The sequence below is a fragment of the Phenylobacterium sp. genome, assembly GCF_030646615.1.
Taxonomy (GTDB): domain Bacteria; phylum Pseudomonadota; class Alphaproteobacteria; order Caulobacterales; family Caulobacteraceae; genus Phenylobacterium.
In genome coordinates, this window is record NZ_JAUSLG010000042.1 from 1 (window position 1) to 16,161 (window position 16,161).

A 16,161-nucleotide genomic window follows, 5' to 3' on the forward strand; every position below is an offset into this window, starting at 1 on the left:
AAGATCGACAGCCGCACCATCCTGGGCGAGCAGGGCGCCGAGCAGCTGCTGGGCCAGGGCGACATGCTCTACATGGCCGGCGGCGGCCGGGTGACCCGCCTGCATGGACCCTTCGTCTCCGACGGCGAGGTGGAGGCCGTCGCCAAGTTCCTGCGCGAACAGGGCCAGCCGCAGTATCTGGAAGAGGTCACCGCCGGCGGCGACGACGAGGACGGCGAAGGCGAAGGCGGTTTCGACGAGGGCGGTTCGGGCGACGATCTCTACGACCGCGCCGTGGCCGTCGTGACCCGGGACAAGAAGGCCTCGACCTCCTATGTCCAGCGCCGCCTGCAGATCGGCTACAACCGCGCCGCCTCCCTGATCGAGCGGATGGAGAACGAAGGCGTCGTCAGCCCCGCCAACCATGCCGGCAAGCGCGAAATCCTGGTCGGGGCGCCGCCTTAAAGGCGGGGTCTGAGGAAGCAGGGTGGGCGCGCCCGACGGAGGCCGGACGGGGCTGGGGGGAGAGAAGCGTCACAGTCTCACGCCCGGCGCGCCCTGGCGGGGCCGGCAAACGACCTTTCGGCCGCCGTGGGGGTGAGCCGGCCCGCACAGGGACTGATGTTGGGGGTGTCGCGCCCAGATCAAGCGCCTGCGACGATTTGGCGCCCGCCTGCCTTGGCGCGCCAGCATCGGCGGCTTCATCGCAGCCGTAAGGACCATCACAGGCTTGGGAGGCGGCGATGGGAACATCCGTAGTGGTGGGAGCCAGCGGCGGGCTGGGCGCAGCCGTGCTCGCCCGACTGGCGAAGGCCCGGCCCGACGATCGCCTGCTAGCCCTTTCGCGGCGGCGCCCCGACAATCTGCCGGACCAGGCCGATTGGGCGTATCTCGATCTGACGGACGAGGCGTCGATCGCCGCGGCCGCCGAGGGCCTCGGCGCCGGGGAGGGCGCAGACCTGGTGTTCGTCGCCACGGGTCAGTTGCACGGGCCGGGCCTGTCGCCGGAGAAGTCGTGGCGGAGCCTGGAGGCGGACGCGCTCATGGCCGCCTTCCAGGTCAATGCGGTGGGCCCAGCCCTGGTGGCCAAGCACTTTCTGCCCCGCCTGGCCCGAGATCGGCGCGCCACCTTCGCCGCCCTCTCGGCCCGGGTGGGCAGTATCGGCGACAACCGCCTGGGGGGCTGGCACGGCTATCGCGCCTCCAAGGCCGCCCTGAACCAGATGATCCGCACGGTGGCCATCGAGCTGGCCCGCCAGCGGCCGCAGGCGATCTGCGTCGCCCTGCATCCCGGCACGGTGGCCACAGCGCTGAGCGCGCCGTTTCAGAGCGGCGTGGCGCAGGAGAAGCTATTCACCCCCGATTTCGCCGCTGAGCGGATGCTGGCGGTCCTGGACGGCCTGAGCCCAGCTGACAGCGGCGGCTTCTTCGCCTGGGATGGCGCCCCGATCCCGTGGTGAGGCCCCTTTGGCCCCGGCGATCCGCTGCGCGTTCGGCGCGTCCAGATCAGGCTGAGGGCCGGGTGAGCACATAGGCCGCGCAGGCCAGGAGCGTCACGCCCACCAGGACTGGCACCAGGGGGCCGCGGTTGCTGAACGCGACGATCCCCCAACTGATTCCCATGCCGGCGACGGCGGCGATCTTGGCCCGGGGCGGAATGGCGCCGCGCTCGTCCCAGGCCCGCAAGGTGGGGCCAAAGCGCTTGTGGGCGTACATCCGCGCCCGCAGCTTCGGCGCGCTCTTGCCGAAGGCCCAGGCGGCGATGATCAGGAAGACGGTGGTCGGTAGCAGGGGCAGGAAGGCGCCGAGTATGCCCAGGCCCAGGGCGGCCATGCCCAGGCCTCGGTAAAGCAGGATCGCCACGGACGTCATGGCGCGCGGCGCAGGCGCAGCCTCCTCGGCGGGTTCGACAGGATCGCGCGGCGCGGACATCGCCGAAGCATGCCACAGGTCTTGCGAGAGAGTCGCAGAAATCAGCGGGCGATGGCGTGGGCTAGGTTCGGCGGCCTGCCAGGCGGGCGGGTTCGAAGCGGATCAGGGCCTCGGCCATGGCTTCGTCGGGCTCCAGGTTGCGGATCACGGCGGCCAGACCGCGACTAATGTCGCGCTGGCGCTCTGCGGGCACGCCCGCGAGGGCCTGGCGGTTGAAGCCCAGCAGTTGATCGACGGCCTGGCCGTAGAGCCGCTGGCCGTCGTCGGTGAGGGACAGCCGCACCTGCCGGCGGTCGGAGTCCGGTGTGTGGCGCGCCACCAGGTCGCGACGGACCAGCTGGTCGACGCTGCGGGTCAGGGTGGTGCGGTCCACGGCGGTGAAGGCCGACAGTTCCGACATAGCGCAGGACTCGAAGCGTCGGATGGTCGAAATGGCCCGCCACTGCGCCAGGGTCAGGTCCAGGCCGGTCAGGGCGCGCTCAAACGCCGCGTCACGGCGTCGCACCGCCTGGAACAGGAGATAGAAAAAGTACTCCGGCACATCTAGGCCGAACTCGGCTTCCGGGTCGACGGACCGGAGGCTGTTCCTGGATTCACTCATAAGCCTTCGGCCCCTTCGCCGGCAGGGTGGCCTCAATCCGTGCGATTACACAAGTCGCATTTGCAATAGGTGTAAATGCGCAGACATTGACATGACGGGGTTCGGTCACTAGGTGGGCGCCAGTCCCATTGGCAGCGCTGTCCGTTGGCTCGGGCGCGAGAGGTGTCTCGCCAGCCCACTCCGTGCAGCGCCTCATCGAAAAGTGCTGAGGTTGATCATGAACGGACCGCCCGAGGCGGCCCTCGACGATATTCGTCGCAGGCTGGACGAATTGCAGCATGAGGCCCAGCGCGCTAGCGCCCTTGGCCGCGCCACCCTCAGCGCCCTGGCTGTGCTGTCTGAGGAAACCCGCCAGGCCGTAGAAGAGGCCCTGCGCCAGGAGGCCGAGATCCTGAGACGCCAGACCGCTGACCCGATGCAGCATGATCTGTTCGACGCCTTCTGCGAGCTTCAGGCCCTGGCCACGCCCGAGGGCCGTCTGACGCGGGACCTGGAGCAGGCCCTCATCGATCGCGCCGCAGGTCTCGACGCCGCCACCGGGGAGCTTCCTCGCCGCAAGGCCGGCTGAGCGACCCGCTAGAAGTCCAGCCGCCAGAGGACCTCAAGGAGCTCGGCCGGTTCGAATGGCTTGACGATCCAGCCGTCCACGCCCTGCTCACGGCCCCGGGCGCGCTTGGCCTCGGTCTCTTCGCTGGTGATCACCACGATGGGCAGATCTGCCAGATCCGGGTCGCCCTTGATGGCCGCCACCAGGCTGAAGCCGTCCATCCTGGGCATGTTCAGATCGGTGAGCACCAGATCGGGCCGCCGGCGCCTCATCATGTCGAGGGCCTGGGCGCCGTCCTCAGCCAGGCGGACATCATAGCCCGCAGCGCTGAGCACATCGCCGAGCAGCAGGCGGATCACTGGCGAATCGTCCACCACCAGAACGGTCGCGGCGCCTTCCGCCTGAAAGGCCGCCCTGGCGGACTCAGGCCCGGACATGGGGCGCTCCGGCAGGGGCTGGGCGGCGAGCATCGGGGACGGGGACTCCGAGGGGGAACAGGGGGCGGCTCCTCGCACCATTCTCAGATGCGATGTAATCTAAGGTTAATACGGAGAATAATTCTCTAATAAGAGAATTCTGCCCCCCGCGCAAGATGTTGCAGCGCAGCAGACTCCGTCATGGCCAGAACGAGGGATCGCGGCGATCAAGTGGGACCTGGAGGGCCTCGACGTGATGTCTGAGGCGCCCATCAGCAGGCGGAACCTAGTCTTCGACGACGTTTGCGCCCTGGTGGATCAGCAGCGCCCGGGACGGCTGGCCCTGTTCGGCCGTCAGGGCGAAGCCCATGCCGCCGTCAAAATAGACTCCATCGCCGATCCCCAGGCTCAGGGGCGCGTAGATGTCGGAATGCAGGACCACGGCGCCGGTCAGCACCGTGAGATAGGCGTCCCCCTGGGCGCGCAGCAGCCGCCCGGTACGCTGGCCCTCGACCACCTCCAGCACCACCGGCGTGAAATCCCGGCGCAGGAGGTCGGTGGCGCCGGCCAGGCCCGCCAGGCCGCCGATGTCCCGGGACTCGCCCTCGCCGGCCCGGATCACGGCGCGGCGGCCGGGCTGACGGGGCGGGACGGCCTCCATGATCTCCGGCTTGATCAGGTGATCGACATCCACCTCCAGGGCGCGACACAGGCGGATCAGCACTTCATAGCCCAGGGAGGTCTGGCCCAGCTCGACCTTGGACAGGCTCGACAGGGGGACCTCGGCGCGGGCGCTCAGCTCGGCGAGCGTCCAGCCCCGGTCATGACGCAGGCGCCGGACGGCGGCCCCGACGGCGGCCGACAGACCCTCGGTCATGGTCTTGGTCCATAGGGGGGATTGAACCGGGAAATGGCGGCGAGGCGATGGGGCAAGATGCTGGAGGCTCTCAAGGCGGGGCTGTCCATGCTTAAGCCTGATGCGCGCGCAAGGCCAAGCTGAGTTGCTCGGCCATCATGTCCTTCAGCCTCTGAGGCCCCAGGATCTCCACCTTGTCGCCCCAACTGAACAGGTGCCAGGCCAGTTCCCGCATGCCGCTGGCCCGGAATTCCACCAGCACCGAGCCGTCGGGCTGGGCGGCGGCCTGCTGGGTGGAGTGAAAGCGCCAGCCCAGCGCCTCCTCCGCGCCATGGGGCCGGATCCGCAGCTGCACATCCTCCACCTCGTCCTGATAGATGCCGAAGCTGCGATCGACGAAGGCGGCCAGGGAGAAACCGGCCGGCGGCGTGGCCGGCGCGGCCAGCACCTGGACGTCGGCCAGCCGGTCCAGCCGCCAGGTGCGGGGCTCGCCGCCCTCGCCCTCGGCGGCCACCAGATAGTTGCTACGGCCAAACAGCAGACCCAGCGGACTGACCTCCCGCAGGCGGCCCGGCGTGCTGCCGCCCATATAGGCGAAGGCCAGTCGGCGCAGGCTGATGATGGCGTCGCGCACCTGGCGCAGCACCGCCTCGTCCTCGAAGGGCCGCGGACCAGGCGCCACGGCGATGGCCTCGGCCTGCAGCACGGCCTCCAGGTCCGGCGCCAGGCGCCGGCGGGCCGGGGCGCGCATGGCCGACAGCACCTTGGCCTCCAGCCGGCTGAGCGCCGCGGCGCGCCCTGCGCCGCCGCTGGCCCGGAAATGCTCAGCCGCCGCCCGCAGGGCGCCCAGCTCCTCAGCGTCCGGCGTCTGGAAGATCCCATCGAGGCCGGCCGGGATGCGGAAGCGCCGGGTGGGCGGGTCGTCGATCTCCTCGAACTGAGGGAACAGCTCGCGCAAGGCGTCGCGCATGCGCTCGGCGGTGCGTCGGCCTACCCCGGCGGTGTCGGCCATCTCGTCGAGGGTCAGGCCCTCGGCCGTACTGGCCAGGGCGCGCGCCAGGTCCAGCAGTTGGGCGGCCTTTTCATGTCGCATGGAGGGCTCCCGACTCGGTGCGTCCGATTCTGACGTACCCCGGCCCTAGGGTCCAGGGTGTCGAAAGGAACGGAGATCCTCATGCCCGCCGCCAGCCGCCAATCCCGCTCATCCCGCCGGGCCCCCGCCGCCGCCCCGGCGCCGCTGCTCGACCTGGCGTCGCGACCCGAGGCCCCCGGGGCCGACCTGATCGCGGCGGTCCTGACCCATGCCGATCTGGAGACGCGCCTGGGACCCCAGCGGGTCCGGCGTTCGCTTTCTCCCTACCGCGCCGCCGAACTCCGCGAGGCTGGACGGCTCAACGGCGCCGAGGCCGCCCGCAGCCTGGACATCGCCGTCATCTGGGACGAGGCCGAGGCTGAGGTGGTGCGGGTGATCGACGACGCGCCCCTGCGCTGCAAGACCCAGTCGAGCCGCGCCTGGTGGGAGGACGCCTGGGAGGAGGAGCTCTGGCAGGCGCCGACGGCCCGCCCGGCTCTGCGCGCGGTCAAGGGCGGCCGCCGGTGAGCCCGCCCGCCCTGACGACCCTGTTCGCCCCGACCCTCTTCCAGGCCCGCCTGCCCGGGTCGGCCCCGGCCCAGATGCGTCCCCAGGTCCGCACCCAGGCGCGCCGACCGCTTGACCGCAGCCCGGGGCCGGTCCAATCGCCGGCCCATGTCGAAAGTCACCCCCGCCACCCGGGTCCTTGACCGCGCTGGCGTGGTCTATGGGCTGCGCACCTACGACTACGATCCCGGCGCCGACAGCATTGGCCGGCACGCCGCCCAGAGCCTGGGGGTCGATCCCGCGATCATGTTCAAGAGCCTGATGACCCTGGTGGACGGCAAGCCGGTCTGCGCGGTCCTGCCTTCGGATCGGGAGGCGGCGCTCAAGCGTCTGGCCCAGGCCGTCGGCGGCAAGTCGGCGGCGATGATGGCGCCGGACAAGGCCGAGCGGATGACGGGCTACAAGGTGGGCGGGATCAGCCCGCTCGGCCAAAGGCGCGCCTGCCCGGTGGTGGTGGAGGCCGCAGCGCTCGATCACCCCCAGATCTTCGTCAATGGCGGTCAGCGGGGCCTGCAGATCCAGATCGCCCCAGCCGACCTGATCGCCGCGCTCGGCGCGGCGATCGCCAGCTTCAGCTAGGGTGGACAAGGCCTCGCGCAATTGTTTGGGCGCCGTGGCGTCAATGGGCTTAGGTTACCGCTGTTCACGCGACATCCCTCGAGTTCGGATGGGCCGGAGTACAGATGGGCACGACAGCAACGACCTCAGCGGTTCTGGCTCGGCGGCGCAGCTATCACGTCGGTAATGTCCGCTCCCAGCTTTCGTCCGCGGCCAGCGCCCTGCTGGAGTCCGAGGGCGCCTCGGCCCTCAGCCTGCGGGCCATCGCCCGGCGAACCGGCGTGGCCCTGGGCACCGTCTATTATCACTATGCCGACAAGCGCGCCCTTTTGGCCGGCCTGGCCGTGGAGGGCTTCCGCGATCTGGCCGAGACCCTGCACGCCGCCGCCGACGCCCGCGGCGAGACCAGCGGTCTTCGAGCCTCGGGTATGGCCTATCTCGACTTCGTTCGCGCCCGTCCGGCCCTCTATGGCCTGATGTATGAGATGCGCGATGTGGGTCGGCGTGAGGAGGTCGAGGAGGCCGAGAGCGCCGCCTTCGCCGAGATGATCCGGGCGGTCGGCCAGGACTACAAACCTGGCGCCGACCCCGATGTGATCCGACAGGTCGCCCAGGCGATCTGGGCCTGCGCGCGGGGTGTCGCCGCCCTGGCCCTGGCCCGCGGCGGCCCGGGGCGACTCGATTCAGAGACCGTTCGGGACGCCGTTCTGGGCCTGGAAATCCTGGTCGCGCGCCGCTGAGTTCGCGTCATAGGCGCACCGCGCGGCCTCATTCTCGCGTGGCGACGCCTCTTTGAATTTTCGCCTATCCGAACAGTGTTCGACTGGTCCAGCTTGATCCTATCAATTCGCACGACGGGCCAAAAAAGAGCCTGCGGCGGCTGGGAGGAAACCAATGAACCACACACTGCGCTTGCGCAGCCTTTTCGTTATGGGCGTCTCAACGGCGGCCATCGTTGCGGCTACGCCCGCCTTCGCTCAACAAGCCACCATGCTGGAAGAGCTCGTCGTCACCGCCGAGCGCCGTGACCAGAGCCTGCAGGACGTGCCCGTCGCGGTCACGGCCTACACCAGCGAGCGCCGCGATCTTCTAGGCATCGCCACGGTCGAGGACCTGGCCCGTTCGTCGCCCAGCGTGGCCTACACCAACAATGACCGCCTCTCGATCCGCGGCTTTGGCCGCCTGACCAACGCCATCGGCACCGACCCGTCGGTGGCCCTCTATTCCGACGGCATCTTCTCCAACTCGATGGCGGACTCCTCGACCCCGTCCCTGTTCATCGAGCGGACCGAGATCCTGCGCGGCCCCCAGGGTACGCTCTATGGTCGGAACTCGGTGGGCGGCGCCCTGAACATCATCGGCAAGCGGCCCGCCTATGAATTCGAAGGCGAGTTGCGCGGCGCCGTCGGCAATTACGGCACGTGGCAGACCGACCTGCTGCTGAGCGGACCGGTGACCGAAGGCCTTCGCGTCCTGGTCGGCGGCTCGCTTCAGCGTCGGGAAGAGGGCTACATCGAGAACATCGGCCCGGCCGGCGACACCAGCGCCGTCAAGCGCTACATGCTCGAGGCGCAGGTCGAGGCCGACCTGGGCGAGAACATCGTGGCGCGCATGCGCTACACAAAGTTCGACTGGGACGACAGCTACGGCGTCGGCAACGTGCATGAGGCGGTGATCTCGCCCTATGACACCACCTCGATCACCGGTCTGGGTAACTCGGCCCTGTACTACAACCCGACCTACGGGTTCGCCGGCGTCAATCCGGGCACGACGGACGAGTTCAAGATCAACACCAACCAGACCAATGAGGGCAAGCTCAGCGACCACCATCGCCTTCAGTTCGACCTGACCTGGGACCTGGGCGGCGCCACTCTGAAGTACCTGGCCGGCTACCAGGAGTATGTCTACAACACCAATGGTGACGAGGACCGTTCGGCCCGCACGGGCGCCTACAGCATTCCCGCGGCCACGCCCTTCGGCGCCTACACGGCGACCAATGTCTCGCCGAACCAGCGCTTCTTCTACGAGGAAGACCAGAAGTGGTGGTCGAACGAGATCAATCTGTCGTCGAACTCTGACGGCCCGCTCCAGTGGATCACTGGCCTCTATCAGTATCACCAGGACTATTCGCAGCCTCAGGGCCTGCGCGTCCTGGATGATCCGGCCATGCTGAACCCGATCAACCTGGCGACCGGCGGTCTCGCCGCGCCCAACCCGGACGGCAACTATCTGTTTGTGGATGGGACGCTGGAGGTCGACTCCTACGCCGTGTTCGGCCAGGTGGATTATGATCTGACCGAGGCCTGGACCCTGACGGCCGGCCTGCGCTGGTCCAAGGACGAGAAGACCGGCACCGACTTCGCCCGCTATGTGTCGCGAACCAACACGACCACCACGGTTCTGGCCGCCGGTGGTATTCCGGCGGCGATCGGCGAGGGGCTTGCGGTCGACTTCACCACCTTCGTGGTCTGCGGCGGTCCGACCATCGCATCCTGCCTGGCCAACCCGCTCTACAGCAACCTTCGGGCTGCGCCTGGCGGCGGGCTTGAGCGGGATCTGAGCGCCGAGTACGACGCCTTCACCGGCACCCTTGGCGTCCAGTGGCAGCCCGACGTCGACACCAACGCCTATCTTCGTTACAGCCGCGGCTACAAGTCGGGCGGGTGGCTCGCCTCCAACGGCCTGACGCCCTACCCCTATGCCGATGCTGAATATGTGGACAACTACGAACTGGGGCTGAAGAAGACCTGGGGCGGGGTGTTCCAGCTCAACAGCGCCCTGTTCTACGCTGACTACCAGGGCTTCCAGGCGCCGCTCACCGTGGTCCTGAACTCCACCACGGGCTCGACGGGCACCCAGTTCCTCAACCTGGAGGCCCGCAACTGGGGTCTTGAGGTCGAAGGCCAGTGGGCGCCGATCCAGGGCCTGCAGCTGTTCGGCAGCTACGCTTATATCAACGCCGAGATCACCGAAGGCTGCTGCTACGTCGACACCAATGATCCGACGGCCGCCCAACCCGGCGCTCGCCCGGTGGGGGCGCCGCTGGCCAATGGCAGCCGTAACCAGAGCCTGGTCGGCAGCCGCCTGCCCATGACGCCGGAACACAAGATCAATGTGGGCGGCAACTACACCATGGACTTCACGCCCGGCAGCCTGACACTGGGGGCCACCTACACCTATACCGACGACATGCAGACCGGCGTGTTCGGCTCGCCGCGCTACACCGCGCCGTCGAACGAGATCGTCGATCTGCGCGCCATCTGGAAGGATGTGGAAGATCGCTTCACGATCATTGGCTATGTGAAGAACGCCACGGACGAGGTGGCCTATCAGAGCTCGACCCCGAGCTCCCTGACGAGCATCGGCACCTTCCGCCAGACCGTAAAGCTCAACTTCCCCCGCACCTTCGGGATCGAGCTGCAGTACCGCTTCTAAGCTCGGCGGGTTTTAGAGACAGACTGGGCGGCGCGGGCGATCCGCGCCGCCCTTTTTCTTGGCCGCCGATCATCGCTTGGAGAGGGCCGGCGAACAGGGCCGCATAGTCCAGATGGGTCATGCGGCCATGGACCAACCCGTGGTGGAGGAGGTGCGACAGTTTTGCACAGTCCTACTTCGGGGTTTTCCATCATGCGTTTGTTCGCCGCGGGCCTTTCGGCCCTCGTTATCGCCTTCGCCGCACCCGGCGGCGCGGCCCTGGCCCAGGCGGCCGACAGCACCGTCACCCTGGCGGACGGCACGACCATCGTGACCACCTTCCGCAGCCTGAACGACATCACCATCAAGATCAGCGGCGGGCCGGACTTCGGGGCCAATCCGGCGACGGTGAACTTCACCAGCGTCGTGCCCAGCGCCACCGTCATCGACTATACCGGCACGATCAGCCAGGGCGGCACGACCACCCCTTTCACCTGCCAGGTCAACACCGTGACCCAGGCGGTGACCGGCACGGGCGCCTGCGCCGTGGCCTTTGGCCAGCCGTCCACCTCGCCGCCGGTGACGCCGCCCGTCACCCCGCCCACGACACCGACCACGCCGCCCACGACGCCCACGACGCCTACGACTCCGACCACCCCGACCACACCGACGCCCCCCCCGGTGATCAATGACGGCTCGATCACGGTGACTAATCCCGATGGCTCGGTGGTGACCCTATCCGTGCCCGAACAGGCGCTGATCACCTTCGCCGAGGCCGACCAGCTGTTCATGGCTCTGATCGGCGACCGGATGCAGATCGGCAGCCTGGAGGGCTTCGTGAACGGACGGTTGCGGGCCATCGGCATGGCGGCCCTGCAGGCTCAGCTGCCGATGCTGCGCACCGACAGCGGCGACTATCGCGGGGCCTCGGCCGGCGGATCGACGCCCTCGGCCGGCGCCTGGATCAACGCCACCGGCTCCTATGTCGAAGACAAGCGCGCCGGCTCGGCCCAGGACGGCTATGGCGGCGCCGTGGCGCTCGGCCTCGACGTCACCGCCGGCGACGTGATCCTCGGCGGCTATGTGGCCCACAGCCGCACGGACCTGGACGGCCCGGCGGCCACCTATGAGACCGAGGGCTGGAGCGGCGGTCTCTATGCCAGCTGGTCGCAGGATCCGGTCCTGCGCCTGACCGCTTCGGTGGGCTATGGCGCCTTCGATGTCGAGTACGGCCGCAAAGTCGGCGCCCTGCGCAGCTTCGGGACCACGGAGCGGACCCAGGTGTTCGGTTCGGTGGCGGTGGAATCGCAGCAGGCCCTGGGCGACAGCTGGGTGGTGATCCCCAGCCTTGGCCTGGCCTCGTCCTCGTCCGAGACCGACGCCTATCAGGACAACGCCAACCGGCCGATCGCGGGCCACAAGGTCGACATGACCGTGGTCTCCGGCGGCGCCTCGCTGTTCTATACCGGCGGGGCCTGGCTGCCTTATGTGTCGGCCAGCTTCAACCATCAGACCGACGATGCGCCAGGCGTTGACCGGGACTACGGCCTGATCGGGGCCGGCGTCGCCATTCCGGTGGCCGACCGCTTCAGCATCGCCCTCACCGCCCAGGCCCTGGTGGGCAGGTCCAACGAGACCCAGTCGACCTTCGGCGTGACTCTGCGCCGGGCCTTCTGATCCCCATGTGGCGGCGCCTGACACCCCTGTTCCTGGCGCCGCTGCTGATCGCATCTGGCTCTAAACTCCAGGTCTTGAGCGCGTTTCCTCCGATAACCGGTTCCCACGTATCGGAACGCGCTCTGGACCACGGATGGATGCGGTTCGAAGTGGCGGCGGCGGGGCGCACCCTCGCCGCCGCCATGCCGTCTCGGGCCCGGCCGTCTGAAACCCTGACCATCGTGATCGAAGGCGATGGCCGGGCCCATGACCGCCGAGGCCGCGCGACCACAGATCCGACGCCGGATCGGGCGGTGGGGCTGGACCTGGCCAAGGCCTGGCCCGGGGCCGCCGCCTGGCTGGGGCGGCCCTGTCAGTATGTGCAGGACGCCGCCTGCAAACCCGCGGATTGGACCACGCACAGATTTTCCGAAGAGGCGGTGGCCACGACCGACGCCGCAGTCAGCGCCCTGATGGCTCGGGCCGGCGCCCGGCGCGTGGTTCTGGTGGGATGGTCCGGCGGCGGGGTGATGGCCGCCCTGGTGGCGGCGCGGCGCAATGATGTGGCCGGCCTGGTGACGATCGCTGCGCCCCTGGACGTGGCGGCCTGGACCCGCAGCCGGCGCCTGAGCCCGCTGCAGGGTCTCGACCCCGCCGACCTGGCGCCCATGCCTGCGCCGCAGCTCCATCTGACCGGCGCCTTCGATCCGGTCGTGCGGCCGGCCGTCGTCAAGGAAACGGCCCGGCGTCTGGCGGGGCCGCAGGGCCAGGTGGAGACCTGGCCCGAACGTCATGACTGTTGCTGGGTGGCCCGCGTCGATGAGATCGCCGCGGCCCTCAGCCCCGAGCCCTGAGGCCTATTTGCCGCCCAGGGTCGCCCGCAGCATCCAGGCGTGCTTCTCGTGGGCTTCCAGCCGGTCGGTGATGATGCCGGCGCTGGCCTCGTCCTCGGCCTTCTGGGCCAGCGTCAGGGCGTCGCGGCAGGTGGCGATGACCGTCTCGTGGTCGGCGGTCAGGGCCTGCAGCATGGCCTGGGAGTCGCCCTCGGGATCGCCGTCCTTGATCGAGCTGAGATTGCCGAAGGCGCCATAGCCCTGCGGGGCCAGTTCGCCGAGGGCGCGGATGCGCTCGGCCACATCGTCGATGGCCTGCCACATCTCGGTGTACTGCTCCATGAAGAGCGCGTGCAGCGACGAGAAGTTGGGGCCACGGACGTTCCAGTGGAAGCCGTGGGTCTTCAGATAGACCGCATAGGTGTCCGCCAGCATCTTGGACAGGGCCTGGGCGACGGCCTTGCGGTCATCGGCGTCGAGGCCGGTCTTGATCTTCTCGACCATGAGATAGCTCCTTCTTGTTCGTATGGCTCAGCTTGGTGTCGAACGGCTGGCCTAGGCAGGGGTTCCGCTCTGCGATGGGACGGCGGCGCGCGCGTCGGCGCGAGCCCAGGCGCGTTCGTGGAAGGCGAAGGCGATGGTCTGGAACAGGGGCTCCACCATGCCGATGGCGAGCGCCGCCCGCCAATCCCGGGTAAGTACGTAGGCCACGGTGAAGGCCACGATCAGGTGCATGACGCTGTATGTCAGGGTCTTGGCGACGGTGCGTTTCATCGTCTCAGTCTTTCGTTCGGACGATCTCGATATAGTGCATCAATACCCCGTCGGAAGGGTTAGTTGCAACTAATTCGCAAAAAAGTTCACGCGGCCGCCGCTGGGGCGCAAAAAAAGGGCCGCCCCCATCGGGAGCGGCCCCTTCTAATGTCCGAAAATGGCGAACCTAGAAGATCTCGAACAGGCCCGCCGCGCCCATGCCGCCGCCGACGCACATGGTGACGACGCCGTACTTGGCCCCGCGACGCTTGCCTTCATACATGATGTGCGCCGTGCAGCGGGCGCCGGTCATGCCGTAGGGGTGGCCGATGGAGATGGCGCCGCCCGAGACGTTCAGCTTGTCATTGGGGATGCCCAGGGTGTCGCGGCAATAGAGCAGCTGCGAGGCGAAGGCTTCGTTCAGCTCCCAGATGTCGATGTCGTCCATCTTCAGGCCGTTGCGGGCCAGCAGCTTGGGGATGGCGAAGACCGGGCCGATGCCCATCTCTTCGGGACCGCAGCCAGCCACGGCCATGCCGCGATAGGCGCCCAGGGGCTCCAGGCCGCGCTTCTCGGCTTCCTTGGCTTCCATCAGCACCAGGGCCGCCGCGCCGTCCGACAGCTGGCTGGCGTTGCCGGCGGTGACGAACTTGCCTTCCTTGACGTACTGGCCGCCCTTGAACACCGGCTGCAGCTTCTGCAGGTCAGCCAGCGTCGTCTGGGGGCGGTTGCCCTCGTCCTGGGCGATGGTGATCTCTTTTTCCGAGGCCTGGCCGGTGGCCTTGTCGAACACCATCATGGTGGTGGTCATCGGCACGATTTCCATGGCGAACCGGCCTTCGGCCTGGGCCTGGGCGGTGCGCTGCTGGGACTGCAGGGCGTACTCGTCCTGGGCCTCGCGGCTGATCTTGTAGCGGTCGGCGACGATCTCGGCGGTCTCGATCATCGAGACCTGCAGTTCCGGAACATGCTCGGCCAGCCATTCGTCGCGGGCGCGGAACAGGTTCATCTTGTCGTTCTGAACCAGCGAGATGGACTCCAGGCCCGCCCCGATGGCCATCGGCGCGCCGTCATGGGTGATGTACTTGGCCGCCGTGGCCACGGCCATCAGGCCCGACGAGCACTGGCGGTCCATGGACATGCCCGCGACGCTGGCCGGCAGGCCGGCCCGCAGGGCGGCGTTGCGGCCGATGTTCTGGGCCGTGGTGCCCTGCTGCAGGGCCGCGCCCATCACCACGTCGTCGATCTCGGCCGGATCGACCTTGGCGCGGGCGACGGCCGCGGCGATGGCGTGGCCGCCCAGGGTGGGGGCGGTGGTGTTGTTGAAGGCGCCGCGATAGGCCTTGCCGATGGGGGTCCGGGCGGCGGAGACGATGACAGCTTCACGCATGGAAGGATCCTGCTTCTCTGGGAATTCGGGGAGGGGTCTTAGAGGTCTTTGAAGGACTTGCCTTCGGCGACCAGCTTTTCGAGGAGGGGCGAGGGCTTGAACTGATCGCCCATCTTGGCCTGGAACTCCTGCATCTTGGCCAGCACCTGGGGCAGGCCGACATGGTCGCCGTACCACATGGGGCCGCCGCGATAGACCGGCCAGCCATAGCCGTTCTGCCAGACCACATCGATGTCCGACGGGCGGATGGCCTTGCCCTCTTCGAGGATCTTCGCGCCCTCGTTGATCATCGGATAGATGCAGCGCTCCAGGATTTCCTGGTCGGTCACTTCGCGGGGATTGGCGCCGGTCTTGACGATGAAGTCCTTGATCACCTGCTCGGTGACCGGCGAGGGCTTGGCGTTGCGGGCCTCGTCATAGTCGTAATAGCCGGCCCCGGTCTTCTGGCCGCGGCGGTCCATCTCGCACAGGACGTCACGGATGCTCTCGCCCTTGGAGCGCTCCTTGACCCAACCGATGTCGAGGCCGGCCAGGTCGCTCATGGCGAAGGGGCCCATGGGGAAGCCGAAGTCGTAGAGCACCCGGTCGATGTCCCAGGGCATGGCGCCTTCCATGACCAGCTTCTGGGCCTCGCGTTGACGCTGGCCCAGGATGCGGTTGCCGACGAAGCCGGGGCAGACGCCCACCAGGACGGCCACCTTGCCGATCTTCTTGGCCAGCTTCATGGAGGTGGCGATCACCTCCTTGCTGGTGTGGTCGGCGCGGACGATCTCCAGGAGCTTCATCACATTGGCCGGCGAGAAGAAGTGCAGGCCGATGACGCTTTCAGGGCGCTTGGTGACCGCGGCGATCTCGTCGATGTCCAGGCCCGAGGTGTTGGTGGCCAGGATCGCGCCGGGTTTGCAGATGGCGTCGAGCCTGGTGAAGATGTCCTTCTTGATGTCCATGCGCTCGAACACCGCCTCGATGACGAGATCGACGTCGGCCAGGGACTCCATCTCCAGCGAACCGGTGATCAGGGCGCAGCGCTCTTCCACCTGCTGCGCCGTGATGCCGCCGCGCGACGCGGTGCGCTCATAGTTCTTGCGGATGGTGGCCAGGCCCCGGTCCAGGGCCTCCTGCTTGACCTCGGTCAGCACCACCGGGATGCCGACATTGGCGAAGTTCATGGCGATGCCGCCGCCCATGGTGCCGGCGCCGATGATGCCGACCTTGTTCACCGGAATGATGGGGGTGTCGTCGGCCACGTCGGGGATCTTCTGGGCCTGGCGCTCGGCGAAGAAGGCGTAGCGCTGGGCCGCCGACTGCGAGCCCGCCATCAGCTCGTTGAACAGCTTGCGCTCGGTGGCCAGGCCCTCTTCGAAGGGCTGGTTCACCGCCGCTTCGATGCAGCGGATATTGTATTCCGGGGCCAGGAAGCCGCGGAACTTGCGCGCATTGGCCGTGCGGAAATTCTCGAAGATCTCCGGCTTGCCCTTGGCGGCTTCCAGCTTTTCGTTCTGGTCGCTGTTCTTGGCCAGCGGGCGCCCCTCGGCCACCACCTTGCGGGCGTATGCGATGGCCTGATCGCGCAGCTGGCCCTCCTCG

At 68.2% G+C, this 16,161-nt stretch carries 18 protein-coding genes; 9 read left to right on the forward strand and 9 right to left on the reverse strand.

The features are described 5' to 3' along the window. Both Q7S93_RS06845 and Q7S93_RS06850 read left to right on the forward strand, forming a co-directional pair. The coding region (locus Q7S93_RS06845) for a DNA translocase FtsK (RefSeq protein ID WP_304713005.1) at positions 1-444 on the forward strand (444 nt) is incomplete at its 5' end. Positions 445-722: 278 nt separating this feature from the next. Next, positions 723-1,439 carry an SDR family NAD(P)-dependent oxidoreductase gene (locus Q7S93_RS06850; RefSeq protein ID WP_304713006.1) on the forward strand — a complete coding sequence of 239 codons (717 nt, stop codon included), beginning with the start codon at positions 723-725 and terminating at the stop codon, positions 1,437-1,439. 46 nt (positions 1,440-1,485) lie between these two features. Here Q7S93_RS06850 and Q7S93_RS06855 read toward each other — a convergent pair whose 3' ends face one another. Together Q7S93_RS06855 and Q7S93_RS06860 are read right to left on the reverse strand one after the other, a co-directional pair. Beyond that, complete coding sequence (locus tag Q7S93_RS06855) at positions 1,486-1,911, reverse strand: YbaN family protein (protein ID WP_304713007.1); 426 nt, start codon at positions 1,909-1,911, stop codon at positions 1,486-1,488. A 61-nt stretch (positions 1,912-1,972) separates the two neighbouring features. Next, entirely contained in the window at positions 1,973-2,512 is a 540-nt protein-coding gene (locus Q7S93_RS06860; protein WP_304713008.1) for a MarR family winged helix-turn-helix transcriptional regulator, read from the reverse strand. A 217-nt stretch (positions 2,513-2,729) separates the two neighbouring features. Between Q7S93_RS06860 and Q7S93_RS06865 the strand changes: the two genes are divergently transcribed. Then, complete coding sequence (locus Q7S93_RS06865; RefSeq protein WP_304713010.1) at positions 2,730-3,080, forward strand: hypothetical protein; 351 nt, start codon at positions 2,730-2,732, stop codon at positions 3,078-3,080. An 8-nt stretch (positions 3,081-3,088) separates the two neighbouring features. Here Q7S93_RS06865 and Q7S93_RS06870 read toward each other — a convergent pair whose 3' ends face one another. From Q7S93_RS06870 to Q7S93_RS06880, 3 genes are all read right to left on the reverse strand, one after another. Next, entirely contained in the window at positions 3,089-3,496 is a 408-nt protein-coding gene (locus Q7S93_RS06870) for a response regulator (protein WP_304713011.1), read from the reverse strand. Positions 3,497-3,761: 265 nt separating this feature from the next. Beyond that, the gene (locus Q7S93_RS06875) at positions 3,762-4,352 is read right to left on the reverse strand and encodes a helix-turn-helix domain-containing protein (protein WP_304713013.1); all 591 of its coding nucleotides are present in this window, start codon (positions 4,350-4,352) and stop codon (positions 3,762-3,764) included. A 91-nt stretch (positions 4,353-4,443) separates the two neighbouring features. Then, the gene (locus Q7S93_RS06880) at positions 4,444-5,424 is read right to left on the reverse strand and encodes a helix-turn-helix transcriptional regulator (RefSeq protein WP_304713015.1); all 981 of its coding nucleotides are present in this window, start codon (positions 5,422-5,424) and stop codon (positions 4,444-4,446) included. A gap of 81 nt (positions 5,425-5,505) precedes the next feature. Between Q7S93_RS06880 and Q7S93_RS06885 the strand changes: the two genes are divergently transcribed. The 6 genes from Q7S93_RS06885 to Q7S93_RS06910 all read left to right on the forward strand — a co-directional run bounded on the left by Q7S93_RS06885 (position 5,506) and on the right by Q7S93_RS06910 (position 12,452). Continuing rightward, the gene (locus Q7S93_RS06885) at positions 5,506-5,931 is read left to right on the forward strand and encodes a hypothetical protein (RefSeq protein ID WP_304713017.1); all 426 of its coding nucleotides are present in this window, start codon (positions 5,506-5,508) and stop codon (positions 5,929-5,931) included. A gap of 147 nt (positions 5,932-6,078) precedes the next feature. Further along, entirely contained in the window at positions 6,079-6,549 is a 471-nt protein-coding gene (gene ybaK, locus Q7S93_RS06890; RefSeq protein WP_304713019.1) for a Cys-tRNA(Pro) deacylase, read from the forward strand. A 104-nt stretch (positions 6,550-6,653) separates the two neighbouring features. Then, positions 6,654-7,268, forward strand: coding sequence for a TetR/AcrR family transcriptional regulator (locus tag Q7S93_RS06895; RefSeq protein ID WP_304713020.1), 615 nt, complete (start codon positions 6,654-6,656; stop codon positions 7,266-7,268). 154 nt (positions 7,269-7,422) lie between these two features. Further along, positions 7,423-9,963: a TonB-dependent receptor gene (locus Q7S93_RS06900; RefSeq protein ID WP_304713022.1), complete on the forward strand. Its 2,541-nt coding sequence runs from the start codon at positions 7,423-7,425 to the stop codon at positions 9,961-9,963. 192 nt (positions 9,964-10,155) lie between these two features. Further along, complete coding sequence (locus tag Q7S93_RS06905) at positions 10,156-11,619, forward strand: autotransporter outer membrane beta-barrel domain-containing protein (RefSeq protein WP_304713024.1); 1,464 nt, start codon at positions 10,156-10,158, stop codon at positions 11,617-11,619. A 137-nt stretch (positions 11,620-11,756) separates the two neighbouring features. Beyond that, on the forward strand, positions 11,757-12,452 hold the full coding sequence (locus Q7S93_RS06910) for an alpha/beta fold hydrolase (RefSeq protein WP_304713025.1): 696 nt from the start codon (positions 11,757-11,759) through the stop codon (positions 12,450-12,452). A gap of 3 nt (positions 12,453-12,455) precedes the next feature. Here Q7S93_RS06910 and Q7S93_RS06915 read toward each other — a convergent pair whose 3' ends face one another. The 4 genes from Q7S93_RS06915 to Q7S93_RS06930 all read right to left on the reverse strand — a co-directional run. After that, positions 12,456-12,935 carry a Dps family protein gene (locus Q7S93_RS06915; protein ID WP_304713026.1) on the reverse strand — a complete coding sequence of 160 codons (480 nt, stop codon included), beginning with the start codon at positions 12,933-12,935 and terminating at the stop codon, positions 12,456-12,458. A gap of 51 nt (positions 12,936-12,986) precedes the next feature. Continuing rightward, complete coding sequence (locus Q7S93_RS06920) at positions 12,987-13,205, reverse strand: DUF2061 domain-containing protein (RefSeq protein ID WP_304713027.1); 219 nt, start codon at positions 13,203-13,205, stop codon at positions 12,987-12,989. A gap of 166 nt (positions 13,206-13,371) precedes the next feature. Next, a complete protein-coding gene (locus Q7S93_RS06925; protein WP_304713028.1) occupies positions 13,372-14,574 on the reverse strand; it encodes an acetyl-CoA C-acyltransferase in 1,203 nt (400 codons plus the stop codon). A gap of 38 nt (positions 14,575-14,612) precedes the next feature. Further along, positions 14,613-16,161, reverse strand: a 1,549-nt coding sequence (locus Q7S93_RS06930; protein ID WP_304713030.1) for a 3-hydroxyacyl-CoA dehydrogenase, incomplete at its 5' end; no start/stop codon positions are given.

Excerpts from the sequence above, each read along its gene's own strand:
- Q7S93_RS06920 (WP_304713027.1), bottom strand. The coding sequence starts at position 13,205 with ATGAAACGCACCGTCGCCAAGACCCTGACATACAGCGTCATGCACCTG.
- Q7S93_RS06870 (WP_304713011.1), bottom strand. The coding sequence starts at position 3,496 with ATGTCCGGGCCTGAGTCCGCCAGGGCGGCCTTTCAGGCGGAAGGCGCC.
- Q7S93_RS06855 (WP_304713007.1), bottom strand. The coding sequence starts at position 1,911 with ATGTCCGCGCCGCGCGATCCTGTCGAACCCGCCGAGGAGGCTGCGCCT.
- ybaK (WP_304713019.1), top strand. The coding sequence starts at position 6,079 with ATGTCGAAAGTCACCCCCGCCACCCGGGTCCTTGACCGCGCTGGCGTG.
- Q7S93_RS06895 (WP_304713020.1), top strand. The coding sequence starts at position 6,654 with ATGGGCACGACAGCAACGACCTCAGCGGTTCTGGCTCGGCGGCGCAGC.
- Q7S93_RS06850 (WP_304713006.1), top strand. The coding sequence starts at position 723 with ATGGGAACATCCGTAGTGGTGGGAGCCAGCGGCGGGCTGGGCGCAGCC.
- Q7S93_RS06875 (WP_304713013.1), bottom strand. The coding sequence starts at position 4,352 with ATGACCGAGGGTCTGTCGGCCGCCGTCGGGGCCGCCGTCCGGCGCCTG.
- Q7S93_RS06910 (WP_304713025.1), top strand. The coding sequence starts at position 11,757 with ATGCGGTTCGAAGTGGCGGCGGCGGGGCGCACCCTCGCCGCCGCCATG.
- Q7S93_RS06880 (WP_304713015.1), bottom strand. The coding sequence starts at position 5,424 with ATGCGACATGAAAAGGCCGCCCAACTGCTGGACCTGGCGCGCGCCCTG.
- Q7S93_RS06865 (WP_304713010.1), top strand. The coding sequence starts at position 2,730 with ATGAACGGACCGCCCGAGGCGGCCCTCGACGATATTCGTCGCAGGCTG.
- Q7S93_RS06900 (WP_304713022.1), top strand. The coding sequence starts at position 7,423 with ATGAACCACACACTGCGCTTGCGCAGCCTTTTCGTTATGGGCGTCTCA.
- Q7S93_RS06915 (WP_304713026.1), bottom strand. The coding sequence starts at position 12,935 with ATGGTCGAGAAGATCAAGACCGGCCTCGACGCCGATGACCGCAAGGCC.
- Q7S93_RS06905 (WP_304713024.1), top strand. The coding sequence starts at position 10,156 with ATGCGTTTGTTCGCCGCGGGCCTTTCGGCCCTCGTTATCGCCTTCGCC.
- Q7S93_RS06860 (WP_304713008.1), bottom strand. The coding sequence starts at position 2,512 with ATGAGTGAATCCAGGAACAGCCTCCGGTCCGTCGACCCGGAAGCCGAG.
- Q7S93_RS06925 (WP_304713028.1), bottom strand. The coding sequence starts at position 14,574 with ATGCGTGAAGCTGTCATCGTCTCCGCCGCCCGGACCCCCATCGGCAAG.
- Q7S93_RS06885 (WP_304713017.1), top strand. The coding sequence starts at position 5,506 with ATGCCCGCCGCCAGCCGCCAATCCCGCTCATCCCGCCGGGCCCCCGCC.